Origin of the sequence: Nonomuraea polychroma, from assembly GCF_004011505.1 — a bacterium.
Taxonomy (GTDB): Bacteria; Actinomycetota; Actinomycetes; order Streptosporangiales; family Streptosporangiaceae; genus Nonomuraea; species Nonomuraea polychroma.
The window spans coordinates 5,467,380-5,489,713 of the sequence record NZ_SAUN01000001.1 but is presented as its reverse complement, the minus strand read 5'-3'; the positions used below and the strand labels follow the sequence as shown (position 1 = coordinate 5,489,713).

General features: G+C 72.9%; 22 protein-coding genes. 4 read left to right on the top strand and 18 right to left on the bottom strand.

All coding sequences use genetic code 11. The annotated features are described in order from the left end of the window. Nucleotides 1-71 precede the first annotated feature (71 nt). The 5 genes from EDD27_RS25050 to EDD27_RS25030 all read right to left on the bottom strand — a co-directional run bounded on the left by EDD27_RS25050 (nt 72) and on the right by EDD27_RS25030 (nt 4,204). Nucleotides 72-791 (bottom strand): type 1 glutamine amidotransferase, encoded by a 720-nt coding sequence (locus tag EDD27_RS25050; RefSeq protein ID WP_127934547.1) that lies wholly within the window; start codon nt 789-791, stop codon nt 72-74. Between the two features lie 63 nt (nt 792-854). Next, nucleotides 855-1,682: a bifunctional 5,10-methylenetetrahydrofolate dehydrogenase/5,10-methenyltetrahydrofolate cyclohydrolase gene (locus EDD27_RS25045; RefSeq protein WP_127934546.1), complete on the bottom strand. Its 828-nt coding sequence runs from the start codon at nt 1,680-1,682 to the stop codon at nt 855-857. Beyond that, on the bottom strand, nt 1,679-2,284 hold the full coding sequence (locus tag EDD27_RS25040; protein ID WP_127934545.1) for a cyclodeaminase/cyclohydrolase family protein: 606 nt from the start codon (nt 2,282-2,284) through the stop codon (nt 1,679-1,681). Before EDD27_RS25040 ends, EDD27_RS25045 begins: the two co-directional genes overlap by 4 nt. Nucleotides 2,285-2,313: 29 nt before the next feature. After that, a complete protein-coding gene (locus EDD27_RS25035; RefSeq protein WP_127934544.1) occupies nt 2,314-2,832 on the bottom strand; it encodes an ABC transporter permease family protein in 519 nt (172 codons plus the stop codon). A gap of 49 nt (nt 2,833-2,881) precedes the next feature. Beyond that, entirely contained in the window at nt 2,882-4,204 is a 1,323-nt protein-coding gene (locus EDD27_RS25030) for a M1 family metallopeptidase (protein WP_206641634.1), read from the bottom strand. 253 nt (nt 4,205-4,457) lie between these two features. Here EDD27_RS25030 and EDD27_RS25025 point away from each other — a divergent pair, with 253 nt between their 5' ends. Beyond that, the gene (locus EDD27_RS25025; RefSeq protein ID WP_127934542.1) at nt 4,458-5,369 is read left to right on the top strand and encodes an NHL repeat-containing protein; all 912 of its coding nucleotides are present in this window, start codon (nt 4,458-4,460) and stop codon (nt 5,367-5,369) included. Here the strand turns inward: EDD27_RS25025 and EDD27_RS25020 are convergent. From EDD27_RS25020 to EDD27_RS25010, 3 genes are all read right to left on the bottom strand, one after another. Continuing rightward, on the bottom strand, nt 5,359-6,024 hold the full coding sequence (locus EDD27_RS25020) for an FMN reductase (protein WP_127934541.1): 666 nt from the start codon (nt 6,022-6,024) through the stop codon (nt 5,359-5,361). The genes EDD27_RS25025 and EDD27_RS25020 overlap by 11 nt on opposite strands. Nucleotides 6,025-6,038: 14 nt before the next feature. Beyond that, nucleotides 6,039-7,160 (bottom strand): LLM class flavin-dependent oxidoreductase, encoded by a 1,122-nt coding sequence (locus EDD27_RS25015; RefSeq protein WP_127934540.1) that lies wholly within the window; start codon nt 7,158-7,160, stop codon nt 6,039-6,041. Nucleotides 7,161-7,256: 96 nt separating this feature from the next. Further along, nucleotides 7,257-7,802: a CGNR zinc finger domain-containing protein gene (locus EDD27_RS25010; protein WP_127934539.1), complete on the bottom strand. Its 546-nt coding sequence runs from the start codon at nt 7,800-7,802 to the stop codon at nt 7,257-7,259. A gap of 92 nt (nt 7,803-7,894) precedes the next feature. Here EDD27_RS25010 and EDD27_RS25005 point away from each other — a divergent pair, with 92 nt between their 5' ends. Then, entirely contained in the window at nt 7,895-9,133 is a 1,239-nt protein-coding gene (locus EDD27_RS25005; protein WP_127934538.1) for an MFS transporter, read from the top strand. Here the strand turns inward: EDD27_RS25005 and EDD27_RS25000 are convergent. From EDD27_RS25000 to EDD27_RS24955, 10 genes are all read right to left on the bottom strand, one after another. Continuing rightward, nucleotides 9,120-9,770 (bottom strand): NAD(P)H-binding protein, encoded by a 651-nt coding sequence (locus EDD27_RS25000; protein ID WP_127934537.1) that lies wholly within the window; start codon nt 9,768-9,770, stop codon nt 9,120-9,122. The genes EDD27_RS25005 and EDD27_RS25000 overlap by 14 nt on opposite strands. Then, complete coding sequence (locus EDD27_RS24995; protein WP_127934536.1) at nt 9,767-10,348, bottom strand: DUF4291 domain-containing protein; 582 nt, start codon at nt 10,346-10,348, stop codon at nt 9,767-9,769. The genes EDD27_RS25000 and EDD27_RS24995 overlap by 4 nt, the downstream gene beginning before the upstream one ends. 50 nt (nt 10,349-10,398) lie before the next feature. Next, the gene (gene rodA, locus EDD27_RS24990; RefSeq protein ID WP_127934535.1) at nt 10,399-11,535 is read right to left on the bottom strand and encodes a rod shape-determining protein RodA; all 1,137 of its coding nucleotides are present in this window, start codon (nt 11,533-11,535) and stop codon (nt 10,399-10,401) included. Beyond that, on the bottom strand, nt 11,532-13,385 hold the full coding sequence (gene mrdA, locus EDD27_RS24985) for a penicillin-binding protein 2 (RefSeq protein ID WP_127934534.1): 1,854 nt from the start codon (nt 13,383-13,385) through the stop codon (nt 11,532-11,534). The genes rodA and mrdA overlap by 4 nt, the downstream gene beginning before the upstream one ends. Continuing rightward, a complete protein-coding gene (locus EDD27_RS24980; RefSeq protein WP_127934533.1) occupies nt 13,378-13,884 on the bottom strand; it encodes a rod shape-determining protein MreD in 507 nt (168 codons plus the stop codon). The genes mrdA and EDD27_RS24980 overlap by 8 nt, the downstream gene beginning before the upstream one ends. Nucleotides 13,885-13,887: 3 nt before the next feature. Then, nucleotides 13,888-14,628 (bottom strand): rod shape-determining protein MreC, encoded by a 741-nt coding sequence (gene mreC / locus EDD27_RS24975; protein WP_127934532.1) that lies wholly within the window; start codon nt 14,626-14,628, stop codon nt 13,888-13,890. Continuing rightward, on the bottom strand, nt 14,625-15,845 hold the full coding sequence (mreB, locus tag EDD27_RS24970) for a rod shape-determining protein (protein WP_127934531.1): 1,221 nt from the start codon (nt 15,843-15,845) through the stop codon (nt 14,625-14,627). The genes mreC and mreB overlap by 4 nt, the downstream gene beginning before the upstream one ends. 134 nt (nt 15,846-15,979) lie before the next feature. After that, a complete protein-coding gene (locus EDD27_RS24965; RefSeq protein WP_127934530.1) occupies nt 15,980-16,411 on the bottom strand; it encodes a nuclear transport factor 2 family protein in 432 nt (143 codons plus the stop codon). A 15-nt stretch (nt 16,412-16,426) separates the two neighbouring features. Further along, nucleotides 16,427-18,973, bottom strand: a complete 2,547-nt coding sequence (locus tag EDD27_RS24960) for a hypothetical protein (RefSeq protein WP_164903777.1) — start codon at nt 18,971-18,973, stop codon at nt 16,427-16,429. A 57-nt stretch (nt 18,974-19,030) separates the two neighbouring features. Further along, nucleotides 19,031-19,465 (bottom strand): hypothetical protein, encoded by a 435-nt coding sequence (locus EDD27_RS24955; RefSeq protein ID WP_127934528.1) that lies wholly within the window; start codon nt 19,463-19,465, stop codon nt 19,031-19,033. Nucleotides 19,466-19,598: 133 nt separating this feature from the next. Between EDD27_RS24955 and EDD27_RS24950 the strand changes: the two genes are divergently transcribed. Further along, nucleotides 19,599-21,587: a sensor histidine kinase gene (locus EDD27_RS24950; protein WP_127934527.1), complete on the top strand. Its 1,989-nt coding sequence runs from the start codon at nt 19,599-19,601 to the stop codon at nt 21,585-21,587. Next, nucleotides 21,587-22,252, top strand: coding sequence for a response regulator (locus tag EDD27_RS24945; RefSeq protein ID WP_127934526.1), 666 nt, complete (start codon nt 21,587-21,589; stop codon nt 22,250-22,252). Before EDD27_RS24950 ends, EDD27_RS24945 begins: the two co-directional genes overlap by 1 nt. Nucleotides 22,253-22,334 lie beyond the last annotated feature (82 nt).

Sequence of the window (22,334 nt, the reverse complement as noted above, 5' to 3'; positions counted from 1 at the left end):
GGCCGCCCTCCGGCCGGGTGCACGGCGAGCACGCGATCCCGGGGGTACGGCGGACTCCTCCACCCGCTGACTCACACTGGGCTGGGACTCCCGGACACGCTGACGGCATGCTCGGTGACGAGCGCGGCGAAGCGCATCGTCACCTCGCGCCAGATCGGCGTGGACACCGGCTCGTCGGCCACGGCCCCGGCGTACACCTCGTCGGGGTCGAAGCCGTCCGCGCGCCACTCCTTGATGCGCTCGGGCAGCACCTCGGGATGGAACTGCACCCCCCACGCCCGCTCGCCCACCCGGAACGCCTGGTGGGGGCACGCCTGCGTCTCCGCCAGCCAGACGGCGCCCGCGGGTAACGCGGTGATCGCGTCCTTGTGGTGCTCCACGGCGGGCACCACCGGCGGCAGATCGCGGAAGAGCGGGTCGCCGGCGGCCTCCGGCCTGATCGTCAGCGGGATGCTGCCGTTCTCCGGCGCGCCCATGTCGCCCGTGACCTCACCGCCCGCGACCTCGGCGAGCATCTGCCCGCCGAGGCAGATGCCGAGCAGCGGCACACCCTCCGCGAGCGCCTGCCCCACCAGCCGCCGGGCGTCCGCCAGCCACGGGGCTCGGTCGTCCTCGCTCGGCAGGTAGCCGCCACCCAGCATGATCATGGCGTCGTGGCCGAGCCGATCGGGCAGCGGAGCACCGTCGTGGGCGAGCACGATGTCCAGCTCGTGCCCGGCCTCCGCCAGCCAGCCGGCGAGCCGGCCCGGGCCGCCGCTCCTGCTGTTCTGCACGACCAGCACGTCACCCATCACACGCCTCCGTCATTCACTCAAGGATCTGCTCGGCCACGGGGTTCCGCCGGCCGATGGTGGTCACGGGAGGTTCGCCGCTCTGGCGGTGTGGCGCAGCAGCAGCGCGGTCGTCACCGGTCCGACGCCGCCGGGCACCGGGGTCAGCGCCCCGGCCACACCGGCGACAGCGTCGAAGTCGACGTCGCCGGTCAGCCCGCCGTCGTCGGTCGGGTTGGTGCCGACGTCGATCACCACCGCGCCCGGCGCGACGTGCCCGGCGCCGATCAGCCCCGCCCGGCCGGCGGCCGCCACCAGCACCTCGGCCGTGGAGGTGACGGAGGCCAGGTCGCGGGTGCGCGAGTGGCAGACGGTGACGGTGGCGTGCCGGTCGAGCAGCAGGTGGGCGAGCGGTTTGCCGACCACGGTGGAGCGGCCGACCACGACGGCCCGCCGACCTTCCAGCTCCACCTGGTAATGGTCGAGCAGGGCCATGACGGCCGCCGCCGTCGCGGGCGGGAACGCCGGCAGCCCGGCCGCCAGCCGGCCGAGCGAGAGCGGGTTGGCGCCGTCGACGTCCTTGCGCGGGTCGATGGCCCCGGCCAGCTGCTGCGCAGAGGCTCCAGGGGGCAGCGGGGTCTGCAGCATCACGCCGTGCACGCCGGGGTCGCCGCTGAGCCTGGTCAGCGTCTCGCCGATCTGCTCGGGGCGGGCGCCGGGCCCCAGGTCCACCACGTCACAGAGCAGGTCGACGCCGGCCGCCGCCTTGGCGATCGACCGGACATACCACAGGCTGGCCTCGTCGTCCGTGGCCACCACCACGGCCAGCCGCGGCTGCGGACCCGCCGCGGCCTCGGCCTGCGCCTGGGCTCTGATGGCGGCGGCCAGCTCCTTGCCGGTCAGCGTCCTCACCGGTTGATCTCCTCGCGTACCTCGGCGGTCACCCAGTCTGCCCTGGCGACGGCCGCGTCGACGCCGGAGAGGCGGATGTTCAGCTTCTCGCGTACGTGCTCGTCCTTGACGCCGCCGAGGTTGACCTCCACGTTCACCCTGGCGGTGGTGAGCGCGGCTCGTGCAGCCTCCGCCGCGGCGGCCACGTCGGTGACGACGTTGCGGTTGCCGATCGGCAGCAGCAGCTCGCACAGCTCGATCACGCGCCCGGCCTCCTCGATCACGCGGGCCGGCGGTTCGGCGGCGCCGGCCAGCGCGGCCGCGATCGCGGCGCTGCGCTGCTCCCCCTTGGGCAGCCGGTAGGCGTCCGTGACCGCCGTGAACGCCGCCGCGTCCTCCTCGGCCAGCTTCAGCGCCCGCGCCCGCAGCGTGTCGGTCTCGGCGATCACGGCGACGACGGTCTCGGCGTGGTCGGCGTACTTCTCGCCGGTGCTGTAGCGGGCGACCATGCCGAGCAGCGCGGCGGCCTGGGCGGCGTGCAGGGCCGCCGTCGCGCCGCCGCCCGGCGCGGGCCGCCGGTCGGCCAGCTCGGTCAGGAAGTCGACGATCTTCAAGTCGCGCATGGCTGGCATTCTGCCAGGCCACGCGGGGCTCACTCGCGGTACATCGGCCGTGTGGCGTCCTCGGCGCCGCTCGGCGGCGGCAGGTAGGGCGACGGCCCCTCGCTGTAGGCCGGCGAGTACACCGGCGGCTCGGCGATGGAGCGCCAGCGCGACGGGAAGAACGAGACCATCAGCAGCACCACGCCGAGGACCAGCTGGAGCCCCGTGTAGCCGATGGTGACATAGCCGACCTGCAGAGGGTTGGGCAGGAGGAACTGCGGAGGCAACAGCAACTGCATGCCCATCATCTCCAGCAGGGGCAGGAGGCCCAGGGTGACGAACGACAGGCCGCCGAGGAGCGAGGCGACGGGCGACAGGCGCGAACCGGCCAGGAACGCCAGGACGATCCCGGCGGCGACGAGCACGCCGACCGCGGGCCAGGAGATCTGGGCCTCCTGGGCGGTCGTGAGGCGGAGCTCGCCGGCGCCGTACCACAGGCCGGCCGCGATCAGGGGAGTAAGGAGCAGCCCGGCGACCACTCCGAGGACATGACGGGCACCATTTGACATGACTAACCCCGTTTGTGTGGTTACGCCTCAACCTACCCTGCGCGATACCTCACCGTGGGGTGGTCTTCGAGTCCAGCCAGGTGTCGATGAGCTCGGTGAAGTCCTCGCCGGTGTGCTTGTTGATCCACTTGGTGAACGACGCCCGGTCCTGAGTGGTGTTGCGGTGCTCCTGCGGCCACGCCGTGGTCATCGCGAAGAACCTCTTGTCGCCGAGCCGCTCCCTGATCTCGTGCAGCATGATCGCCGGACAGTAGTAGACGTTGCTCTGCCCGAACGAATCCCGTCGATACCGGCCCGGCGGACCGTTCTCCCTGCGTAGCTGGGCATCCAGCCGGCGGATGTTGGCGATGTACGTGTCGATCGACTCGCCCTGGTCGTCGGCGAACCACTGCATCTCGAAGTACATGGCGAAACCCTCGTTCAGCCACATGTCACGCCAGGTGCGCGGGGTGACGGTGTCGCCGAACCAGTGGTGCGCCAGTTCGTGCGCCACCACCGACGGCTCCATGTAGCGGGGGCCGAGCGCGATCATCTGCTGCGTCTCCATGCCGGAGTCGCTCGTCGCCACCAGGCCGGCGCTCGGGAACGGGTACGGGCCGAGCTTTTTCTCCAGCCACTTCATGATCGCCGGCATCCGGCGGGCGACGGGGAGGGTCTTGGCCATGTCCTGGGGGCGGATCCAGTACGTGATCGGGATGCCGCGCGGGCCTTTGTCCTTGAACATGCGGAACTTGTCGGCCGCGAACACCGTCAAGTAACTGGCCACGGGATCGGTCGACTCCCAGCGGAACGTGCTCGACCCACCCTTCGTGGTCTTGCCCTTGTACGTGCCGTGCGCGACACCCGACCAGCCCTTGGGCACCGTGACCGCCACGTCGTACAGCGCCTCGTCCGACGGATGGTCGTTGACCGGGAACCAGGTGAACGCCCCGAACGGCTCCTGCAGCGCCCACGCCCGGCCGCCTTCGCCGGTGCGGAAGCCCAGGATGCTGATGTCCTTGCGCCGCTGCTTGGCGTCCACCGGGCGGGGCCGGCCGTGGTAGCGCACGGTCACGACGGCGCCTTCGCCGGCCTTCAGCGGCTTGGCCAGCGGGATGGTCAAGTCGTCCCCGGTTCGCCGCGGCTTGGCGCTCGTCCCGTTCACCGTGGCCTGGTCCACCTTCAGCGCCCGCCCGAAGTCGACGGTGACGCCGGTGAGGGGCTTGACCGCGCGGAGCGTGAGCTTCGCCGTGCCCGAGAGGATGCGGCTCGCCGGCTTCCAGTCCAGGGTCAGGTCGTAGTGGAGCACGTCGATCGCCGGGTTGCCGTAGGCGGGGTACACCGGGTCCTTGACGGGCTGCGACCTGCCCTTCTCGTAGGCGCTCAGGTCCACCTGGGGCTGCTGCGGCTCGGCGGCCGGCCTGGCGGACTGCTGCTGCCTCGTGGCGGGCGGGGATGTGCTACAGCCCGATAAGGCCAGGGAAAGGGTCAGAAGTAGTAAAAGGGGCCTCCGCATTCGGGCAAAGGTAACGGCCCCCGCCGATACCCACAAGAGCCTTCGATCAATCAGATCGTTTCTGCAAACTCCCTGTGAAGCACGCAGTACCTCTTCACCTGAAGGAGGGGACGCGGGCATCGTGGGCCGCATGAGACCCGCGATCCTGAAGACCGCACTCGGTGCCTTAATCGTGCTCCTGCTGGGCACCGTGCCCGCGCAGGCCACGTCGAAGCCCGACCAGTTCGCGCTGCCCAACGGGTTCCAGCCGGAGGGGATCGCGATCGGAGGCGGGCCCTACGCCTACTTCGGCTCCCGCGCGACCGGTGACATCTACCGGGCGGACCTGCGTACCGGTGAAGGCTCGGTCATCAGCAAGGGCCCCGGCACGCCGTCGCTCGGGCTCAAGACCGACGGGCGCGGCCGGCTGTTCGTGGCCGGGGGGACGGGCGGCGACGCCCGCGTGGTCGACCTGCGTACCGGGGAGGTCGTCAAGTCGTACAAGCTGACCACCGACCCGGCGTTCGTCAACGACGTGATCCTCACGCGCAACGCCGCCTATTTCACCGACTCCCGCAACCCCGTCCTGTACAAGCTGGCGCTCGGCCGCGGCGGTGTGCTGCCTGACGAGGCCGTCAAGATCCCGCTCAGCGGGGCCATCCAGTACACGACGGGTAACAACGCCAACGGCATCGCGCCCAGCCCCGACCGCAAGTCGCTGCTGATCGTCCAGTCGAACACCGGCAAGCTGTTCGAGGTGGACCCGTCCACCGGCGTCACCACCGAGGTGGACCTGGGCGGCGAGCTGCTGACCAACGGCGACGGGCTGCTGCTGTCCGGCCGCACCCTGTACGCCGTGCTGAACCGCCTCAACACCGTCGCCGCCATCAGCCTGGCCGCCGACGGCTCGTCCGGGAAGATCGTCAAGCGCCTGACCGATCCGCGTTTCGACGTCCCGACGACGGTCGCCAAGTACGGCACGCGCCTCTACCTCCCCAACGCCCGCTTCACCACCACGCCGACGCCGGACACGACCTACAACGTGGTGGCGATCAAGCCTTGACGGCCTGGGCCTGATGCGGCGGGCGCAGCGCCGCGAGCTGCTTCTCGAACGGCACCACGACCTCCTCCTGCTCCGTCCCCGCGCTGGGCGCGCGGTGCAGGAGGAGGTCGGCCAGCTCGCCGGCGGCGCGGTCGATGCGCTCGCCCAGGCCGTCGGTGAACGAGTCGCCCCCGCCGCCCCAGTCCTCCGCCGCCGCGTAGACGGCGGTCGGGACGACGACGGCACGCAGGTAGGCGAACAGCGGCCGCAACGCGTGCTCCAGCGCCAGCGAATGGCGGGCGGTCCCGCCGGTGGCGGCGATCAGCACGGGCTTGCCCGCCAGCGCGGTGTTGTCCACCACGTCGAAGAACGACTTGAACAACCCGCTGAAGGAGCCGCTGAAGATCGGCGTGACCGCGATGATGCCGTCGGCCTCCGTGACCGCCTCGAGCGCCGCCCGCAGCCGGGAGTTCGGGAACCCGGTCACGAACGCGTTCGCGACGTCCACGGCCAGCTCCCGCAGCTCGATCACGCGCGGCTCGGCTGCCGGCTGCCCGGCCGGACCCGCCGCCGGCCGGTCCGCCAGCCGCCGGGTCACGGCCTCGGCGAGGCGGTCGGCGAGCAGACGGGTCGACGAGGGCTGGGTCAGCCCGGCCGTGACGACGACCAGCTTCATGATGTGTCCCTTCCTTAAGCCTCGACGGTTTCGGCGGTGGTTTCGGCGGTGGTTTCGGCGGCAGCCGTCTTGGCCGCGAGCAGGGAGGCGTGCGTGGGCGCGTCCGGCACCTCGGCCGGCCGGCCCTTGGCGAACTCCGCGCGCAGCACCGGCACGACCTCCTCGCCGAGGATGTCGAGCTGCTCCAGCACGGTCTTCAGCGGCAGCCCCGCGTGGTCCATGAGGAAGAGCTGGCGCTGGTAGTCGCCGAAGTACTCCCTGAACTGCAGGGTCCGGTCGATGACCTGCTGCGGGCTGCCCACAGTGAGCGGCGTCTCGGCCATGAACTCCTCCAGCGACGGCCCGTGGCCGTACACGGGGGCGACGTCGAAGTACGGGCGGAACTCGCGTACCGCGTCCTGGGAGTTCTTGCGCATGAACACCTGGCCGCCGAGCCCCACGATGGCCTGCTCGGGCGTGCCGTGCCCGTAGTGGGCGTAGCGCTGCCGGTAGAGGTTGATCAGCCGCATGAAGTGCTCCTTCGGCCAGAAGATGTTGTTGGCGAAGAAGCCGTCGCCGTAGTAGGCGGCCTGCTCGGCGATCTCCGGGCTGCGGATCGAGCCGTGCCACACGAACGGCGGCACCCCGTCCAGCGGCCGCGGCGTCGAGGTGAAGCCCTGCAGCGGCGTGCGGAAGCGGCCCTCCCAGTCCACCACGTCCTCGCGCCACAGGCGGTGCAGCAGCGCGTAGTTCTCGATGGCGAGCGGGATGCCCTGCCTGATGTCCTGGCCGAACCACGGGTAGACGGGCCCGGTGTTGCCCCGGCCCATCATGACGTCCACCCGCCCGTTCGCCAGGTGCTGCAGCATGGCGAAGTCCTCGGCGATCTTCACCGGGTCGTTGGTGGTGATCAACGTGGTGGCGGTGGAGAGAACGAGGCGCTCGGTCCTGGCCGCGATGTAGCCGAGCATGGTCGTGGGGGAGGACGGCACGAACGGCGGGTTGTGGTGCTCGCCGGTCGCGAACACGTCGAGCCCGACCTCCTCGGCCTTGAGCGCGATCGTCACCATCGCCTTGATCCGCTCGTGCTCGGTCGGCGTCCTGCCTGTCGTGGGGTCCATGGTCACGTCGCCCACGCTGAAGATTCCGAACTGCACTTTAGTCACCATCCATGACTGTTGAATCTTTGACGGCTAAGGTAGCGTCAAGCCCTCCCGGGTTATTCCATCATCCTGCATGGGGGGTGTGCGCGGTCAGCCCTGCCGCTGGGCGCGGGCGCGGAACGCCGCCGCCTTGGCCCGGTTGCCGCAGCCGCGCATGTCGCACCAGCGGCGGGTGCGCCGATGGGAGGCGTCGATGTAGAGCCGGGTGCAGGGCGCGGCCTCGCACTCCCTGATCAGCGCGGCCTGCGGGCCGCCGAGCAGTTCGACGGCCGCTCGCGCCGCACTGGAGAGCGCGGCCCGCAGGTCGCCGGCGCGCTCCAGGTTTTCCGCCTCGCCCAGCCTGACCGTCGCCGGGGGGTGCTCGGCGGCCCGGTTGAGCACCTCACGGTCGGCCGCCTCGAACGGGCCTCCGGTGCGGGCCGCGGACGCCAGCCGGTAAATCGCCTCCCGCAGAGTGATCGCCAGGTGGAGGTCGTCGTCGCTCACGGCGGGCGGCGTGTCGAGGAGCCCCGCCGCGACCGTCCACCGGGCCAGGTCCGCGGGGGTGGCCAGCAGGTCGATGCGCTCGCTGCGTCGATGGCCGATGGTCCCGGCCAGGTCGAGTCCGAGGTTCCCGCTGACGAAGGTGAAGTCCACGACCTCATAGTAACCGCATTGACAAGTTACTTCGGTGGCCGGGAAGCTTGGCTAACCGGAGATTCCGGTTATTTCTCGAAAGGTGGGTGCTTATGGCGACGGCGACCTCGATCTCGGCCGCCGGCGGGAGCACCGGACGCCGGTACGGGCCACGGCACCGGTGGATCGTGCTGGCCGTGGGCGTAGGGGCGCAGGGCAGCTTCGCGGCCATGTTCGCCGGCATCCCGGTCACCGGGATCGCGATGCGCGCCGATTACCACCTGTCCATCGGGCAGCTCGGGCTGGCACTGGCGTGCCTGGGGCTGGGCGTGGCGGTGTCCGACATCGTGTGGGGCCTGCTGACCGACCGCTACGGGGACCGGCGTGTCCTGCTCATCGGGCTGACCTCGACCGGCGGGCTGCTGGCGCTGATGGCCGCGGCCGTCACGCCCGGTGACGGCGCCGGTGTCGCCGCGCTGGCCGCGTGCCTGCTGGCCGCCGGCGCGCTGGGCGGCAGCGTGAACGGCGCCTCGGGCCGCGCCGTCATGACCTGGTTCGCGGACGGGGAGCGGGGGCTCGCCATGAGCATCCGCCAGACGGCCATCCCGGCGGGCGGCTCGCTCGGCGTGGCGGTCCTGCCCTGGCTGGCCCACTCGTACGGCTTCCGCGCGGTCTACGCGTTCCCTGCCGTCCTCTGCCTGATCGCCGCGGCCGCCACCTGGCGCTGGCTGCCCACGTCCGACGCGCCGCCCCCGGCCGCGACGGGCGACGTCGGCCGCTCGCCCTTGGCGCGGTGGGACGTCTGGCGGGTGGCGCTGGCCAGTGCCCTGCTCACCGTGCCGCAGTTCGCCGTCCTGTCCTTCACCGCGATCTTCCTCCACGACGACAAGGGGCAGGGCGCCGCTCTGGCCGGCGTCACGATCCTGATCGCCCAGATAGGCGGCGGCGCGGCCCGCATCTGGACGGGCCGGCGCACCGACCGGCGCGGGAACCGCGGCGCGTACCTGCGCGGCATCGGCGCACTCACCGGCGTCGCCATGGCGGCCGCCGCCGTGCTCACGCAGGCCCCGACCCCGATCACGGTCGCCGCCCTGGCGCTGGGCGGCCTGCTGGCCAACTCCTGGCACGGCGTCGCCTACACGGAGATCGCCGCCCTGGCGGGCCCCGCCAGGGCGGGGACGGCGCTGGGCCTGGAAGGCACGACCGTGTTCGGAGCCGCGTTCCTCACCCCGCTCCTCATCCCCGTCGTCCTGACGGTCGCCTCGTGGGAGGCGGTGTGGGCGCTGGCCGCGGCGGCGGCGCTGCTCGCCATCCCGCTCGTCCCCCGCCCGCGGGCGGTCACAGCGCGTTGATGTCCGCGGGCCCGAGGATGCGCTTGGCCGCGCCGCGCTCGGCCACCGTGATCATGGCCTGCCCGATCCGCTCCGTCGTGGTCACCGCGGACGGGAAGAGCAGCCGCAGCAGCGGGTACAGCGGCCGGCTGGCGACGTAGGCCACCCGGTAGAGCCGGGTACGCGAGGTGATGCCGTGCATGGGCTGGATGTAGCCGGGCCGGAACATGTAGGCCTGCAGCGGCAGCGCCAGCAGGGCGTTCTCGGTCTCCCCCTTCACCCTGGCCCACATCGCCCGCCCGCGGGCGTCGGTCCCGGCCCCGGACACGTACACGAAGGTCATGCCGGGGGTGAGCCGGGCCAGGGTGCCGGCGACGGACAGCGTGTAGCCGTAGGTGATGTGCCGGTAGTCCTGTTCGCTCATCCCGGCTGACGAGACGCCCAGGCAGAAGAAGCACGCGTCGAAGCCCGTCAGGTGCTCCTCGACGGGCGTCAGGTCGAGCAGGTCGCCATGGACGAGGTCCCGCAGCTTGGCGTGTGCGACCCCGGTCGGGGAGCGCCCGACCGCGAGCACGGCGGAGACCCGCTCGTCGAGCAGGCACTCCCGGAGCACGCCGCGACCGACCATGCCGGTCGCCCCAAAGATGATCACGTTCACGCCGGGCTGACCCCGATCGTCTCGCCGATGCCGTCAGGCAGAGGATACGGTCGTTCGGCGGGCAGCAGCCCGTTGACGTCGGCGCGGCGCCGGACCGCCGCATGGACCTCCCGGGCCAGCTCCGTCACGTCGGTGATCGCCAGCGTCCACTCGTCCACATAGCGCCGCACGGCCTCCCCGGACAGGCCGATCTGGATGGACCGGTACGGCAGCGGCTCATGGTGCGGCCCCCGCTCGGGATCCCACTGGATCCGCACCGGGCTGCGCCGCACCCGCGAAGGCCAGTCAGGACGCCCGTCGTCGTGGCTGAGACACGCGTGCTCCAGGGCCCATGCGAAGCCGCCGCGGCTGAGCTCGATCGCCAGCACCCGCCCCTGGCCGGGCTTGGTCGCGTAGCCGCAGCGGTACATCATCCACAGGAACGACGGCTTGATCCACGTCATCCGCTCCCGCTTGAACGGCGCCACGAACCGCTGCGCCGCCACGGCGGGCCCGGCGATGGCGGCGTCGTAGGCCTGGTAAACGGTGATCGACTCGTCGGTGTAGACGGCGCGGATCTGCCGGTACGGCACGTTCATGCCGGCAAGCCTGCCCAAGATCGCCAAAGGACGGCAACCGGTTAACACGCCTACGGCTGCATGGCCTTGGTCCGGTGCACGGCCTGGAGCAGGCCGATCGCCAGCAGGCCCGCGACCGTGGCCGAGCCGCCGTACGACACGAACGGCAGCGGCACGCCCACGATCGGCATGAGCCCCACCGTCATGCCCACGTTCACGAACGTCTGGAACGCCAGCCACGACACCACGCCGCCGGCCAGCACCGCCCCGTACGGCGAGGCGCTGTGCCGCGCGATCGACAACCCCCGCCACAGCAGCACGCCGATGGCCAGCACGATGGCCGCGGCCCCGGCGAAGCCGAGCTCCTCGCCGGCGACGGTGAAGATGAAGTCGGTGTGCTGCTCCGGCACGAAGTGCCCGGCAGTCTGCTCGCCGTTGAACAGGCCCTTGCCTGTCAGGCCGCCGGAGCCGATCGCGATGCGCGCCTGGGCGGCGTTGTAGCCCACGCCGCCCGGGTCGGCCGCTGGGTTGGCCAGCACGAGCAGCCGCTCCAGCTGGTACGGCCGGACCAGCCCGAGCTTCCACGCCGCGGCCCCCGCGGCGGCGGCGCCTGCGACGAGCACCAGCAACCACCGTTTGGGCGCCCCGGACACCAGCAGCGCCCCGCTCACCATGGCCGCGAACACCAGCATCGTGCCCAGGTCCGGCTGCAACGCGATCAGCCCGATCGGCACGGCGGCCAGCACCAGCGCCAGCAGCACCCCGCCGAACCCGGGCCTGGCCTGCCCGTCACGCAGCTCCCCGAGCGGCACCGCGAACGCCAGCGCGAGCGCCACCTTGGCGAACTCCGACGGCTGGAACTGCACCCCTGGCGCCAGCACGATCCACGAGTGCGCCCCGTTGACCCGCACCCCGAGCGGCGAGAGCACGCCCGCCAGCGAGACCAGCGCCAGCACGTACGCCAGCGGCACGTACGCCCGCAGCACCCGCAGGTCGCACCGGGACACGAACCACATCAGCAGCAGGCCGAGCCCGACGCTCACCGCCTGCCGGATCAGCAGCCCGTGGTCGCCGTCCATCCGCGTGGCCGACCACACCAGCAGCAGCCCGACCACGGACAGGCCCAGCGCCAGCAACGTCAGCGTCCAGTCGGGCGCGCCCAGCGTCGGCGCCCACACGATCCGCCGTTTCCCGGCAACAGCGATCACCGCCGCTCCCTCAGTCCAATGATGCCCTCCCAGATGTCGCGGGCGGCGGGCGCCGCGCCCTCCCCGCCCCGTCCGCCCTCCGACAACACGACGACCACCGTGTAGGCGGGGTCCGGGGCGAACGAGGCGAACCAGGAGGTGTCGCGGTGCCCGAACGACTCCGCCGTGCCCGTCTTCCCGGCGACCGCGACCTTGCCGAACGGGAACCCCTTGAACGCCTCTTCGGCCGTGCCCTTCCTCGGCACCTGGCTCAGCGCGTTCCTGATGAACCGCAGCGTCTCCGCCGAGGCCGGCAGCCGCCCGGCCACCGGCGGCGTGATGGTGGTGACCGTGGTCCCGTCCGGCTTGACCACCTTCAGCCCGACCCGCGGGCTGTGCAGCGTCCCGCCGTTGGCGACGGCCGCGTACGCGCGGGCCAGCTGCAGCGGCGTGACGAGCACGCCGCCCTGCCCGATGGAGAAGTTGGCCGCGTCGCCGCCCCGCCACACGCCGGCGCCGCGGCAGTTCTCCTTGGCGATCGCGGTCAGGTACGCCGCCCGCCCGCGGTCGGCCATCTCCGGGTACCCCTTGACGGCCCGGCGGCAGCTCTCCTCGCGTGTCGCCTGCCACAGAGCCTTCTTCGAGGCCCGGTCGGGGACCGCCCCGGCCGCCTCGCCCGGCAGGTCCACACCGGTTCGCTTGCCGAAGCCGAACCCGCGCGCGGTCTTCTCCATGGCCTCGGACCCGCGCTGCCACAGCTGATCGGCGAGCCGGTAGAAGATCGTGTCGCAGGACTCGACCAGCGCCCCGTGCATGGTCATCAGGCCGAGGTCGGCGCTGGCGAAGTTCCTGAACACCCGGTTGCCCACCGTGTAGCCGCTGGGGCAGTCGTAGAACGCGCCGAGCCCGTACCCGGCGTTCGCGGCCGCCGCGACCGAGGAGACCTTCCACGTCGACCCCGGCGCCCACTCGCCCTGCACGGCCTGCGACAGCAGCGGCAGCCGCTTGTACTCGCGGGCGGTCACGCCGTCGGTCCACACGGCCGGGTCGTAGGAGGGTAGTCCGGCCAGCGCGACCAGCCGCCCGGTCTGCGACTCCATCACCACGGCCGCGCCCGACTTCGCGCCACTGGCGGCCAGCGCCCGGGCGACCGCCTGCTCGGCGATGGTCTGGATGCGGGAGTCGAGGCTGGTCACGAGTGTGTTGCCGGGCACGGGCGGCTCCTCGCGGAGCGTCCTGGTGACCTGCCCGGTGTTGTCCACGGCCACGTCACGCCGGCCAGGGCGGCCGGCCAGCTCCCGGTCGTACACGCCTTCGAGCCCGTCGCGGCCCTGGGCGCCCTGCACGTACCCGAGGGTGTGCGCCGCGGCCGCGCCGAACGGGTAGACCCGCACCGGCCGCAGCTCCGTACGCACGCCGGGGAAGTCCTGCTGCCGCTCGCTGATCTGCAGCGCCACGGGCGCGGTGACGTCCTCGGCGACGGGGATCGGCTCGTACGGCGACCCCTGCCAGCACGGTTGCGCCACCTCGGGACCGCACAACCGGACCTTCTCCGCGATCTGCCGGTACGGCTGGTCCAGCACCTCGCCCAGGCGCTCCAGCACCGACCGCCCGCCGTCGGGCTGGTGCGCCAGCGCCACCGCGTCCACCGTGACCACCGGCCTGGTCCGGTTCGTCACCAGCGGGCGGCCCGCCACGTCCACGATCTGGCCGCGCACCGGCGCCACCGGCACGGTCCTGATCCGCACGTCCGCCGCGGCCCGCACGTACTCAGCGCCGCTGACCACCTGCAGGAACCACAACCGGCCCACCAGCGTGGCCACCATCGCCACGACGAGCAGCCGCAACACCAACAGCCTGGCCCTAGGCACGGCGCATCGCCACCCTGGGCTCGCCCTCCCGGGACCGCCGGCGGCGCAGCAGCACGGCGCTCACCAGCGCCCCGAGCGCCACCGTCCACCCGAGCGTCCACGGCAGCGCCGCGAGCGCCGCCCGCCACGGCTCGTCGCCGAGCGCGACGGCCGCGCCGGCCTGCAGCAGCGTGGCGAGGGCGGCGCCGGCCGCGCCGACCAGGAGCGGATTGTGCTCCCGCGTCCGCCCTTCCGGCGATGGCTTGCCCTCGCGCCAGCGGCCGGCCAGCAGGCCCGTCACCGCCAGCACCAGCGCCGTGCGCCCCACCGTGCCGTCGGCCGGCGGCGTCACGTCGGCGGCCAGCCCGCCGGCGAGCCCGGCCACGCAGCCCCAGACCGGCCCCCTGGACAGCGCCAGCCACACCACGGCGAGCGCGACCAGGTCGGGACCGCCCCACGGCGACCTGTTGACCAGCAGCACCTGCAGCAGCGGCGCCACGAGCAGGAACAGCACCAGCACGGCTCACCTCCCGGGGTCGGGCACGACCACCGCGACGAGGTCGAGCGCGGACAGCCGGGCGGCGGGCCGCACCAGCGCCGTGCGCGTCGCCGCGCCGGGCACCCGCTCGATCTGCGCGACCGTGCCGATGGGCACCCCGGCCACGTACGGCCGCCCGCCTGCCGACCCGAGGGTCATCACCTGGTCGCCGACCTCGAGCGGTGCGTTGGGGTCGAACAGGCTCAGCCGCAGCAGGCCCTCGCCCGGCACCCCGGCCACCACGCCCAGCTCGCCGGAGTCCGCCATGCGCGCGCCCACCGAGGAGCCGGGGTCGGTGATGAGCGACACGGACGCGGTGGCCGGTCCCGCCCAGCTGATCTTGCCCACGAGGCCGTCGGCGTTCAGCACCGTCACGTCGCGGACGACGCCCGCCGCCGATCCGGCGTCGATGGTGACGTTCCTTCCCTGACCGAACCCGACCACGTGCGCGGAGACGCCGCGGTAGGGCGCCGGCACCGTGGCGGCCGGCCGGCTCTTCACGCCGCCCGCCAGCATCTCGGCCCGCAGGCGCGCGTTCTCCTGCTCCAGCGCCCGCAGCCGCCCTTCGCCGCCGACGGACCGGGTGACCGTGCCGATCGCGCTCTGGACCGTGCCGTACACGGTGGAGCCCGCCGCCCGCAGCGGCTCCAGCGGCATCAGCGTGCGGTCCACCACGACCAGCACGATTCCGGAGAGCAGCACGAGCAGGACGAGCGCCCGTTTCACCGCCGGGACCAATCGGGCAGCAGCACGTCACGCATGGCCTGGAACCGCTCGACGCAGCGGCCCGCGCCCAGCGCCACCGAGTACAGCGGCTTGTCCACGACCTTGATCGGCATGCCGGTGGCCTGGCCCATCCGCTCGGCCAGCCCGCGCAGCAGCGCCCCGCCGCCGGTCAGCACGATGCCGTTGTCCAGCAGGTCGCCGGCCAGCTCGGCCGGGCACTGGTCGAGCGTGGTCTGCACGGAGTCGATGATGGTCTGCACCTGGTCCTCGATGGCCTCGCTGATCTCCTGGGAGGTCATCGAGGCCGTCTTGGGCAGGCCGCTGACCAGGTCGCGGCCGCGTACCGGGGCGCTGGCGTCCGGGGCGATCGGGCGCGGTGCGGACGGCGACGGCGCGGCGTCCTGCTTGGGCCTGGACCTGAACGGGTTCCACCGGTGCGGGGCCGGCGGCGGCTCGGGCTCCTCGTCCTCCACCACGACCGGTGGCAGGGACCCGGCGGGCGCGCCCACCCGGTGCCTGCCCCTGGGAGTGACCTCGGCCTCCCGGCCGGACGCGGGCTTCACGGTGCCCAGGTCGATCTTCAGCCGCTCGGCGGTACGCTCGCCGAGCAGCAGCGCGTGCTCCTTCTTGGCGTAGGCGATGATCGCCTCGTCGAGCTCGTCGCCGCCCACCCGTAACGACTTGGCGACCACGACGCCGCTCATGGAGACGATGGCGACCTCCGTGGTGCCGCCGCCGATGTCGACCACCATGTTGCCGGTGGCCTCGCCGACCTTGAGCCCGGCGCCGATCGCGGCGGCCATCGGCTCCTCGATGATGTGCACCCGCCGCGCGCCCGCCTCGTAGGCGGCCTCCTTGACCGCCCGCTGCTCGATCGAGGTGGTGCCGCTCGGCACCGCCACCACGATCCGGGGCTTGGCGAGGAATCTGCTGGGGTGCGCCTTCTGAAGGAACATGCGTAACATGCGCTCCGCCGCGTCCAGATCCGCGATCACGCCGTCCTTGAGCGGCCTGATCGTGGCGATGTGCGGGGGAGTACGGCCCATCATGCGCTTGGCCGCCTTGCCCACGGCCACGACGGTGTTCTTGTGAAGGTTGATCGCGATGACGGAGGGCTCGTTGAGCACGATGCCCTTCCTGCGGACGTAGACGAGCGTGTTGGCGGTGCCTAAGTCGACTGCTATGTCATGACCGAGAAGACCCAATGCGAATGCCATGTGCCGCACAGCCCTTTCGACCCGGTGAGGGGCAGGGGGACACTGCCCGCCTTCGCGCTGCCCTCAGGGTTTTCACCACAAACGCGATATCTCTGTAGCCGCCCCCGTTTCCGCAGATCAGCCTGAGCGCGGGCTCAGCGCGCGGTGCGCCAGCTCTGCTCCTCGACCAGCTCCGTGCTGCGCCATCCGCCGGGTGTGCGGCGCAGGCGGTGGTGGTACCAGCCGCCGCCGTGAAGGAATCCCTCCGTGCCGGCCGCGACCATCTCGCGGGTCGGGGCGAGCGTGTCGGTGAAGGGTGCGCTCACCCGCGCCTCCCCCTCGTGGAAGTCGATCACCGGGGCGCCGATCAGGTGCAGGCGGCCGGGCCAGTGGGTGAGCACCTCGGCCAGCCACGCCTTGACCTCCTCCCGCGTGCCCTTGATGCCGCCGGCAGAGGTGTAGTCGATCACCGCGTCTTCGCTGAACACCTCGTCGAGCAGTTCCCAGCGGCCGGAGTCGATGGCGCGGGTGTAGCGGGCCAGCAGGTCCGCGATCTCCAAGCGGTCGGCGAGTTCCTGAGCGTCCATGGTGTGATCGTCGCGCTAAGGACGCTCCGTGACCAGCCCGGCGAGCCGCTCGCGCGAGGCCCGTACCGTGAAGGGCTCGCAGCCGGCGCAGAAGTAGCCGCGGCCGAACGTGAACTCGACCGCGCCCCTGCCCAGATTCACCAGCAGGCGTTCGTTGTCCACGGTGACGGTCCGTGGATTCTGGCGCGCCGGCATGAGGGGCCGCAGCGCGGCGGCCAGCCGTCTTCTGCCCTCAGGGGTGAACGCGACCGGGGCGAAGATCTCCCGCACCGTGAGCAGGCGCCCCTCGGCCACGTCGTAGTTGACCGCCCGCCGGTGCTCGCCCGCCAGCAGGTAGCGCACCGAGATCACCTGGGCGTCGTCGCGTACCACGACGTGGGTCCCGGTCACGGCCCCGTGGGCGGCCGGGTTCGCGCGCAGCTCACGCAAGGTGTCCTCGACGCGTTCCCGGACCGGCGCGAACAGCGCCGCGTTGACCCGCCGGGCGTCACCGCCGGAGGCGCGCGGGTAGGTGACGTCGATCGTGAGCCGCGGCCGCTGCTCCCGCCAGGTGGCCGAGGTGATCACGAATGCGGGGGGTGCTCCCCGTACGAGGGGCGCCGCCGCCACGGCGATCATCACGGCGGCGCCTGCCGCCAGAACCTTTCGCGGCGGCGCCGCCACCGCCATCCCCGCCAGGACGAAGGGCCCCGCGACGAACCCGGCCTGCAGGCCCGCCACCGGGTCCAGCGGCAGGTTCGCCAGCCCGCCCGCCACCACGGACAAGCCCCACACGGCCGCCGATGAGCCGAGCACGTGGGTGTTCGACCGAGCCAGGACGAGATAGACCAGCCCGGCCAGGAGGACGACGTAGAGCGCGCCGGCGAGGTTCTCCAGCGGCTGTTGCGCGACGGACACGGCAGGCGCCGTCAGGAAGACCCCGCTTCCCGGAAGCTCGGCGTGCACCTCGACGCCGAACCCGCGTACTGCCCCCGCCGCCACCGCCACCACCAGAGCCGCGCCCGCCGCCCGGCGGGAACGGGCCGCGGCCCGCTCCCGCCGGGCCGGCACGTGCTCGCGCACCTGCTCCTTCCACGCCCGGTACCGCTCCGCGAGCGTCCCCCAGGTTTCCTCGTCCGCCAGCTCGACGATCCTGACGAACCTGGTCAGGCCCACCTGTGAGTGCACGATGAATAACAAAGCCGCCAGTCCCGGCACGACGACCCCCGTGAACAGCGCCGCCTCGGCGGCCGGGGAGATGCCCGGCGGCCGCTCACCGGTCACCGCGTACGCGATCACGCTGCCCGCGTTCCAGCCGACCGCCGCCGCCAGCGCCAGCACGCCCACCAGCACCAGGTAGTCGGAGGCGGGGAAGAGCCGCACGAGCCGCCCGCGTACCGCGAGATGGACCAGGGCCGCCGCCGACGCCCCGAACACCGCCGCCACCGTCCACAACCACACCACGGCGGTCCAGCCCAGCACGGGGTCCGGCGGGGTGAGGAAGGCGAGCGCCCGCGCCATCACCGGCGTCCCGTCGTCATACGCCCGCCGCGTCAGCACGGGATAGCGGGAGGTAGCGGCCAGGCAGAAATACGTCAGCGCGAGGGCCGCCCCGGCCACGAACAGGCTCCACCGCCGATCGGGCCGCACCGGATCGGGCGGCGCGGGCTCACGTTCCTTACCCGGGAGCACCAGCTGCAGGCCGGTGCCGGCCAGCGCGAGCAGCAACGGCGGCACCGCGATCTGCGCGGGCTCGGCGACCAGCGCCGCCCCTATGTCGCGGGCGTACTCCACCGCCCAGGCCGCGTTCAGCGGGTCCGCGAGCAGCGGCTCACGCATGCCGCGGTCGATCGCGACCACGGCCGCGTACACGATCGGGGCCGCGCACAACGCGATCCACGCCAGCACGAACGCCCGCCCCGGCCGGCCCTCCACGGGTAATCGCCGCCGCAGCGCCCCCTCCAGGTAACTCGCCACGATGGCCGCCAGCACCACGGCCATCTGGTCGAAGTAGTCGAGCGAGAGCGGCAGCCAGGCCAGCAGCGGCTCCTGGTCCCTGATGAGAACGCTCCAGACCAGGGACCAGCCGATCACCAGGCACGGCAGCACCCACCGGCGCGCCCGGAACACGCGTTTCGCGGGCGGCGGGGGCGAGGCGGGCAGCGTCCGCGTCACGGCCAGCGCCGCCAGCGCGGACACCAGCGCTGTCGCCATCCCCCATGAGGCGGCGTACGGAGCGTGGTCGAGGAACGCCGAGCCCCGCGCTGCCGACCAGGCCAGCACCGCGATCACCCCGGCAGGCCCGCCCGCCAGGCACCAGCAGACCACCAGCCCCACCCGCGACGCCCCGAACCCGGACCACCGGAACACCGCATACGCCCCGGAGGTGAGCGTCACGGAGAAGCCCGCCAGGGTGACCGCCGCGATCGCCGCCGGCCCCTGACCCATGCCGGGAAAGACCAAGGCGCCCGCGAACGGCCGGCCGAGCAGGAACCCGCCCACGGGCGGCAGGGCCGCGAGGCCCGAGACGGCGAACGCGATCCCCGCGGCCGCGAGCAGGAACGTGCCAGTCGACTTCACCACGCCCCGGTAACTGCCCGCTCAGCGCGCTCCCGTGCGCGGACCGGGCAGCCGCCCAGGTCAGGGGCGCTTCGCCCGAAGGAGCCGCGCCAGCCGGAACGACGCCAGCACGCTCACGCCCAGATGACCCGACACGAGGGCGATCTGGTAGACCCGCTGGCCCGCCGTCAGATCGGCCGCGTATCCGCCGTCGAAGAACCCCGACACGAAGGCCAGCACCCCGGCGACCGCCAGCAGGGCCGCGGCGGGGACGGCGACCGCACGGCGGCGACGGGTGGCCCCGGCGACCAGGACGGTCATCGCGATCATCATCGTGATCGGCGCGGACAACCGCGCCTGCGGGCCGAGGGCGTCCAGGACCGTCGGGTTCAGGCCGGCGGACACCGACAGGAACGCGCCGGCGACGTCCATGGCGAGCAGCGACCCCACGCCGGCGAGCAGCGCCGTGTTGAGCACCCGGCCGCCGTCGGGCTCGGCGGTGATGGGACCGGACATGTGATCTCCTCTCAGCGGAAGCTCCCTCGAGGATGTGCGGGGCAGAGGTCGGGCGTCATGAGCCTGCGGTCCCGAGCAGGAGGGGACTTGTCGTCCCGTGACGGCGGGACAACCGAATGGCACGATTCACCTCATGATGGACAGATCGGCCTGGCGGTCCGCCGCGGCCGGAGGTGTGCTCCTCCTTCTGGTCGTGGCCGCGGTGGTGGTCGAGCCACGGCTGCGAGCGCTGGGCGTGACCGGGATCGTGGAACGGTTCGACGCCTTCCGTGTCGTCGCGGCGCTCTCGTTCGGGGTGCCCGGCCTGTTCGTCGTGTCGCAGCGGCCGGGGTCGCGGGTGGGCTGGTCGATGGTGTTCGTCGGGGCGGCGCAGGCGCTGGGGGTCGCCCTGGGGGCGTACGGGCTGCTGGGGATCAACCACGGCGTGCAGGGCGGGCGGCTGCCGGGCGACGACTGGGCCATGTGGGTGTCCACGTGGTTGTGGATGCCCGCGTACCTGGTCGTGCCGACGGTCTTCCTGCTGATCTTCCCCGATGGCCGGCTGCCCTCGCGCCGCTGGTGGCCCGCGCTGGCGGCGGCGGTCGCCGGGATCGCGGTGCACACGCTCGACTGGGCGCTGCGGCCGGTGACCTACGTCGACGTCGCCGGTCTCTACCCGGCCGGGTACACGGGCGTGCTGGCGGGTCTCCGCGGCCTTCCAGGCACCCTGAACGCCATCGGCGCCGCCTTGACGATCGGCGCGGTGGCGGCCGCTGTCGTCTCGCTCGCCGTCCGGTACCGCTCCTCGGATGCCGAGGTGCGGCGGAGGCTCCAGTGGGTTCTCGCCGCCGCGCTGCTGACCGTGGGTCTGCTGGGCTTGGCGCTGGCCGTGCCGTGGGGGCCGGTCATCATCGCGTTCGCCGCCGTCCCGCTGCCGGTCGCGGTGTCGGTCGCGATCGTGGCGCACCGGCTGTGGGACCTGGACCTGCTGCTGTCGCGGGCGCTGGCGTTCGGGGCCGTCAGCGTGGTGTTGCTGGCGGTGTATGCGCTGGTCGCGTTCACCCTGGGTGGCGTCGTCGGCGCGGGCGCCTCCGCGGTGATCGTGGCGCTCGTGGTGCACCCCGTGTACCGGCGGGTCCTGGCCGCCGCCAACCGGCTCGTGTACGGCGATCGGGAGGATCCGTCGCGGGCGCTGCGGCGGCTCGGTGCGCGCCTGTCCGACGCCGGGGCCCCTGGCGACCTCCTGGACCGGATGGCCGCCGAGGTCGGGCGCGTGCTGCGCGTCCACTACGTGGCGGTCGAGGAATCGGGCACGGTCGTCGCGTCCTGGGGCCGGCCAGGCCGGGTGGATGCGGGGGAGACGGTGGCGGAGAGCGTGCCGCTGCTGCACCGGGGCGAGCCGGTCGGCACCCTGCTGCTGGGCGAGCGGCTGCGCCCCAAGGACCGGCCGCTGGTGGCGGAGCTGGCGCCGCACGTGGCGGTGGCCGTGCATGCTCATCGGCTCGGCGCGGACCTGGAGCGCTCCCACGGGCGGATGCTGGCGGCCAGGCAGGAGGAGCGGGACCGCCTGCTGTACGAGCTCCACGACGGGCTCGGACCCACCCTGGCCGCTCTTGCGCTCCAGCTTGACCGTGGCCGCCGCCTCGTGGACTCCGACCCCGAGGAGGCCAAGCAGGTGATGGGGGAGCTGTCCGGGCGTATCCGCGGCACGGTCGAGGACGTCCGCTCGATCGTCAACGACCTGCGCCCGCCGCCGCTGGACGACCTGGGGCTGGCCGGGGCGCTGGCCGAGCTGTGCCGCGGCTTCGCCGGCGACCTCACCGTCGAGGTGGAGGTCCCGCCCGACCTGCCCGCGCTGCCGCCGCCGGTCGAGCTGGCCGCCTACCGGATCGCCGCCGAGGCGCTGACGAACGCCGTACGACACGCCATGGCCTCCCGCTGCACCGTCACCCTGCGTGCCGCCGGCGCCCTGGAGCTGCGGGTGCAGGACGACGGCGTGGGCGTGGGCGCGCCCGCTCGCCACGGGTTCGGCCTGGCCTCGATGCGGCGCCGCTCGGAGGAGCTGAACGGCACGTTCGAGCTGCTCACCGGCGCGGGGGCGGGCACCCATCTGATCGTCAGACTGCCGCTGGCGGCGGCCTGATGATTAGGGTGCTGGTGGTGGAGGACCACCCGGTGTTCGCGGAGGGCCTGGTCGCGCTCTTCCGCGATCTGCCGGAGGTGGAGGTCGTGGGTGTCGCCGCAACCGGCGAGGCCGCCGTGGACCTGGCCGGGCAGGCGGCCCCGCAGGTGGTGCTGATGGACCTGCACCTGCCCGGCATCAGCGGGGTCGAGGCCACGTCCCGGATCATCGCACGCCACCCCGAGGTGGCCGTGCTGGCGCTGACCATGCTGTCCGACGACGAGACGGTCCTGGCCGCCATCCGCGCCGGGGCCCGCGGCTATCTGCTGAAGGAGGCGACGGGGGAGGACATCGTGCGGTCGCTGGAGGCGGTGGCGGCCGGGCAGGTGGTGTTCGGGGGCTCGACGGGCGACCGCGTGCTGGCCGCGCTCTCCGCCCAGCCGGGCCGTCCCCGTCCGCTCCCGGAGCTGACGGACCGCGAGCTGGAGGTGCTGGACCTGGTCGCCACCGGCCTCAACAACCAGGCCATCGCGCGGCGGCTGGTGCTGAGCGAGAAGACGGTGCGCAACCACGTGTCCAACATCTTCGCGAAGCTGCAGGTCTCGGACCGCTCGGCCGCCGTGGCCCGCGCCCGCGACGCCGGCCTCGGCACCACGAGGGACCATCCGCTGGGCAGAGCCGACTGATCGCCGGGCTGCGGGCGGCGGGATTCCCCGCGGCCAGGGGTTCCGCCCGCTGGTGCGGCCGCCAGGGCCGAGCTGACCAGTG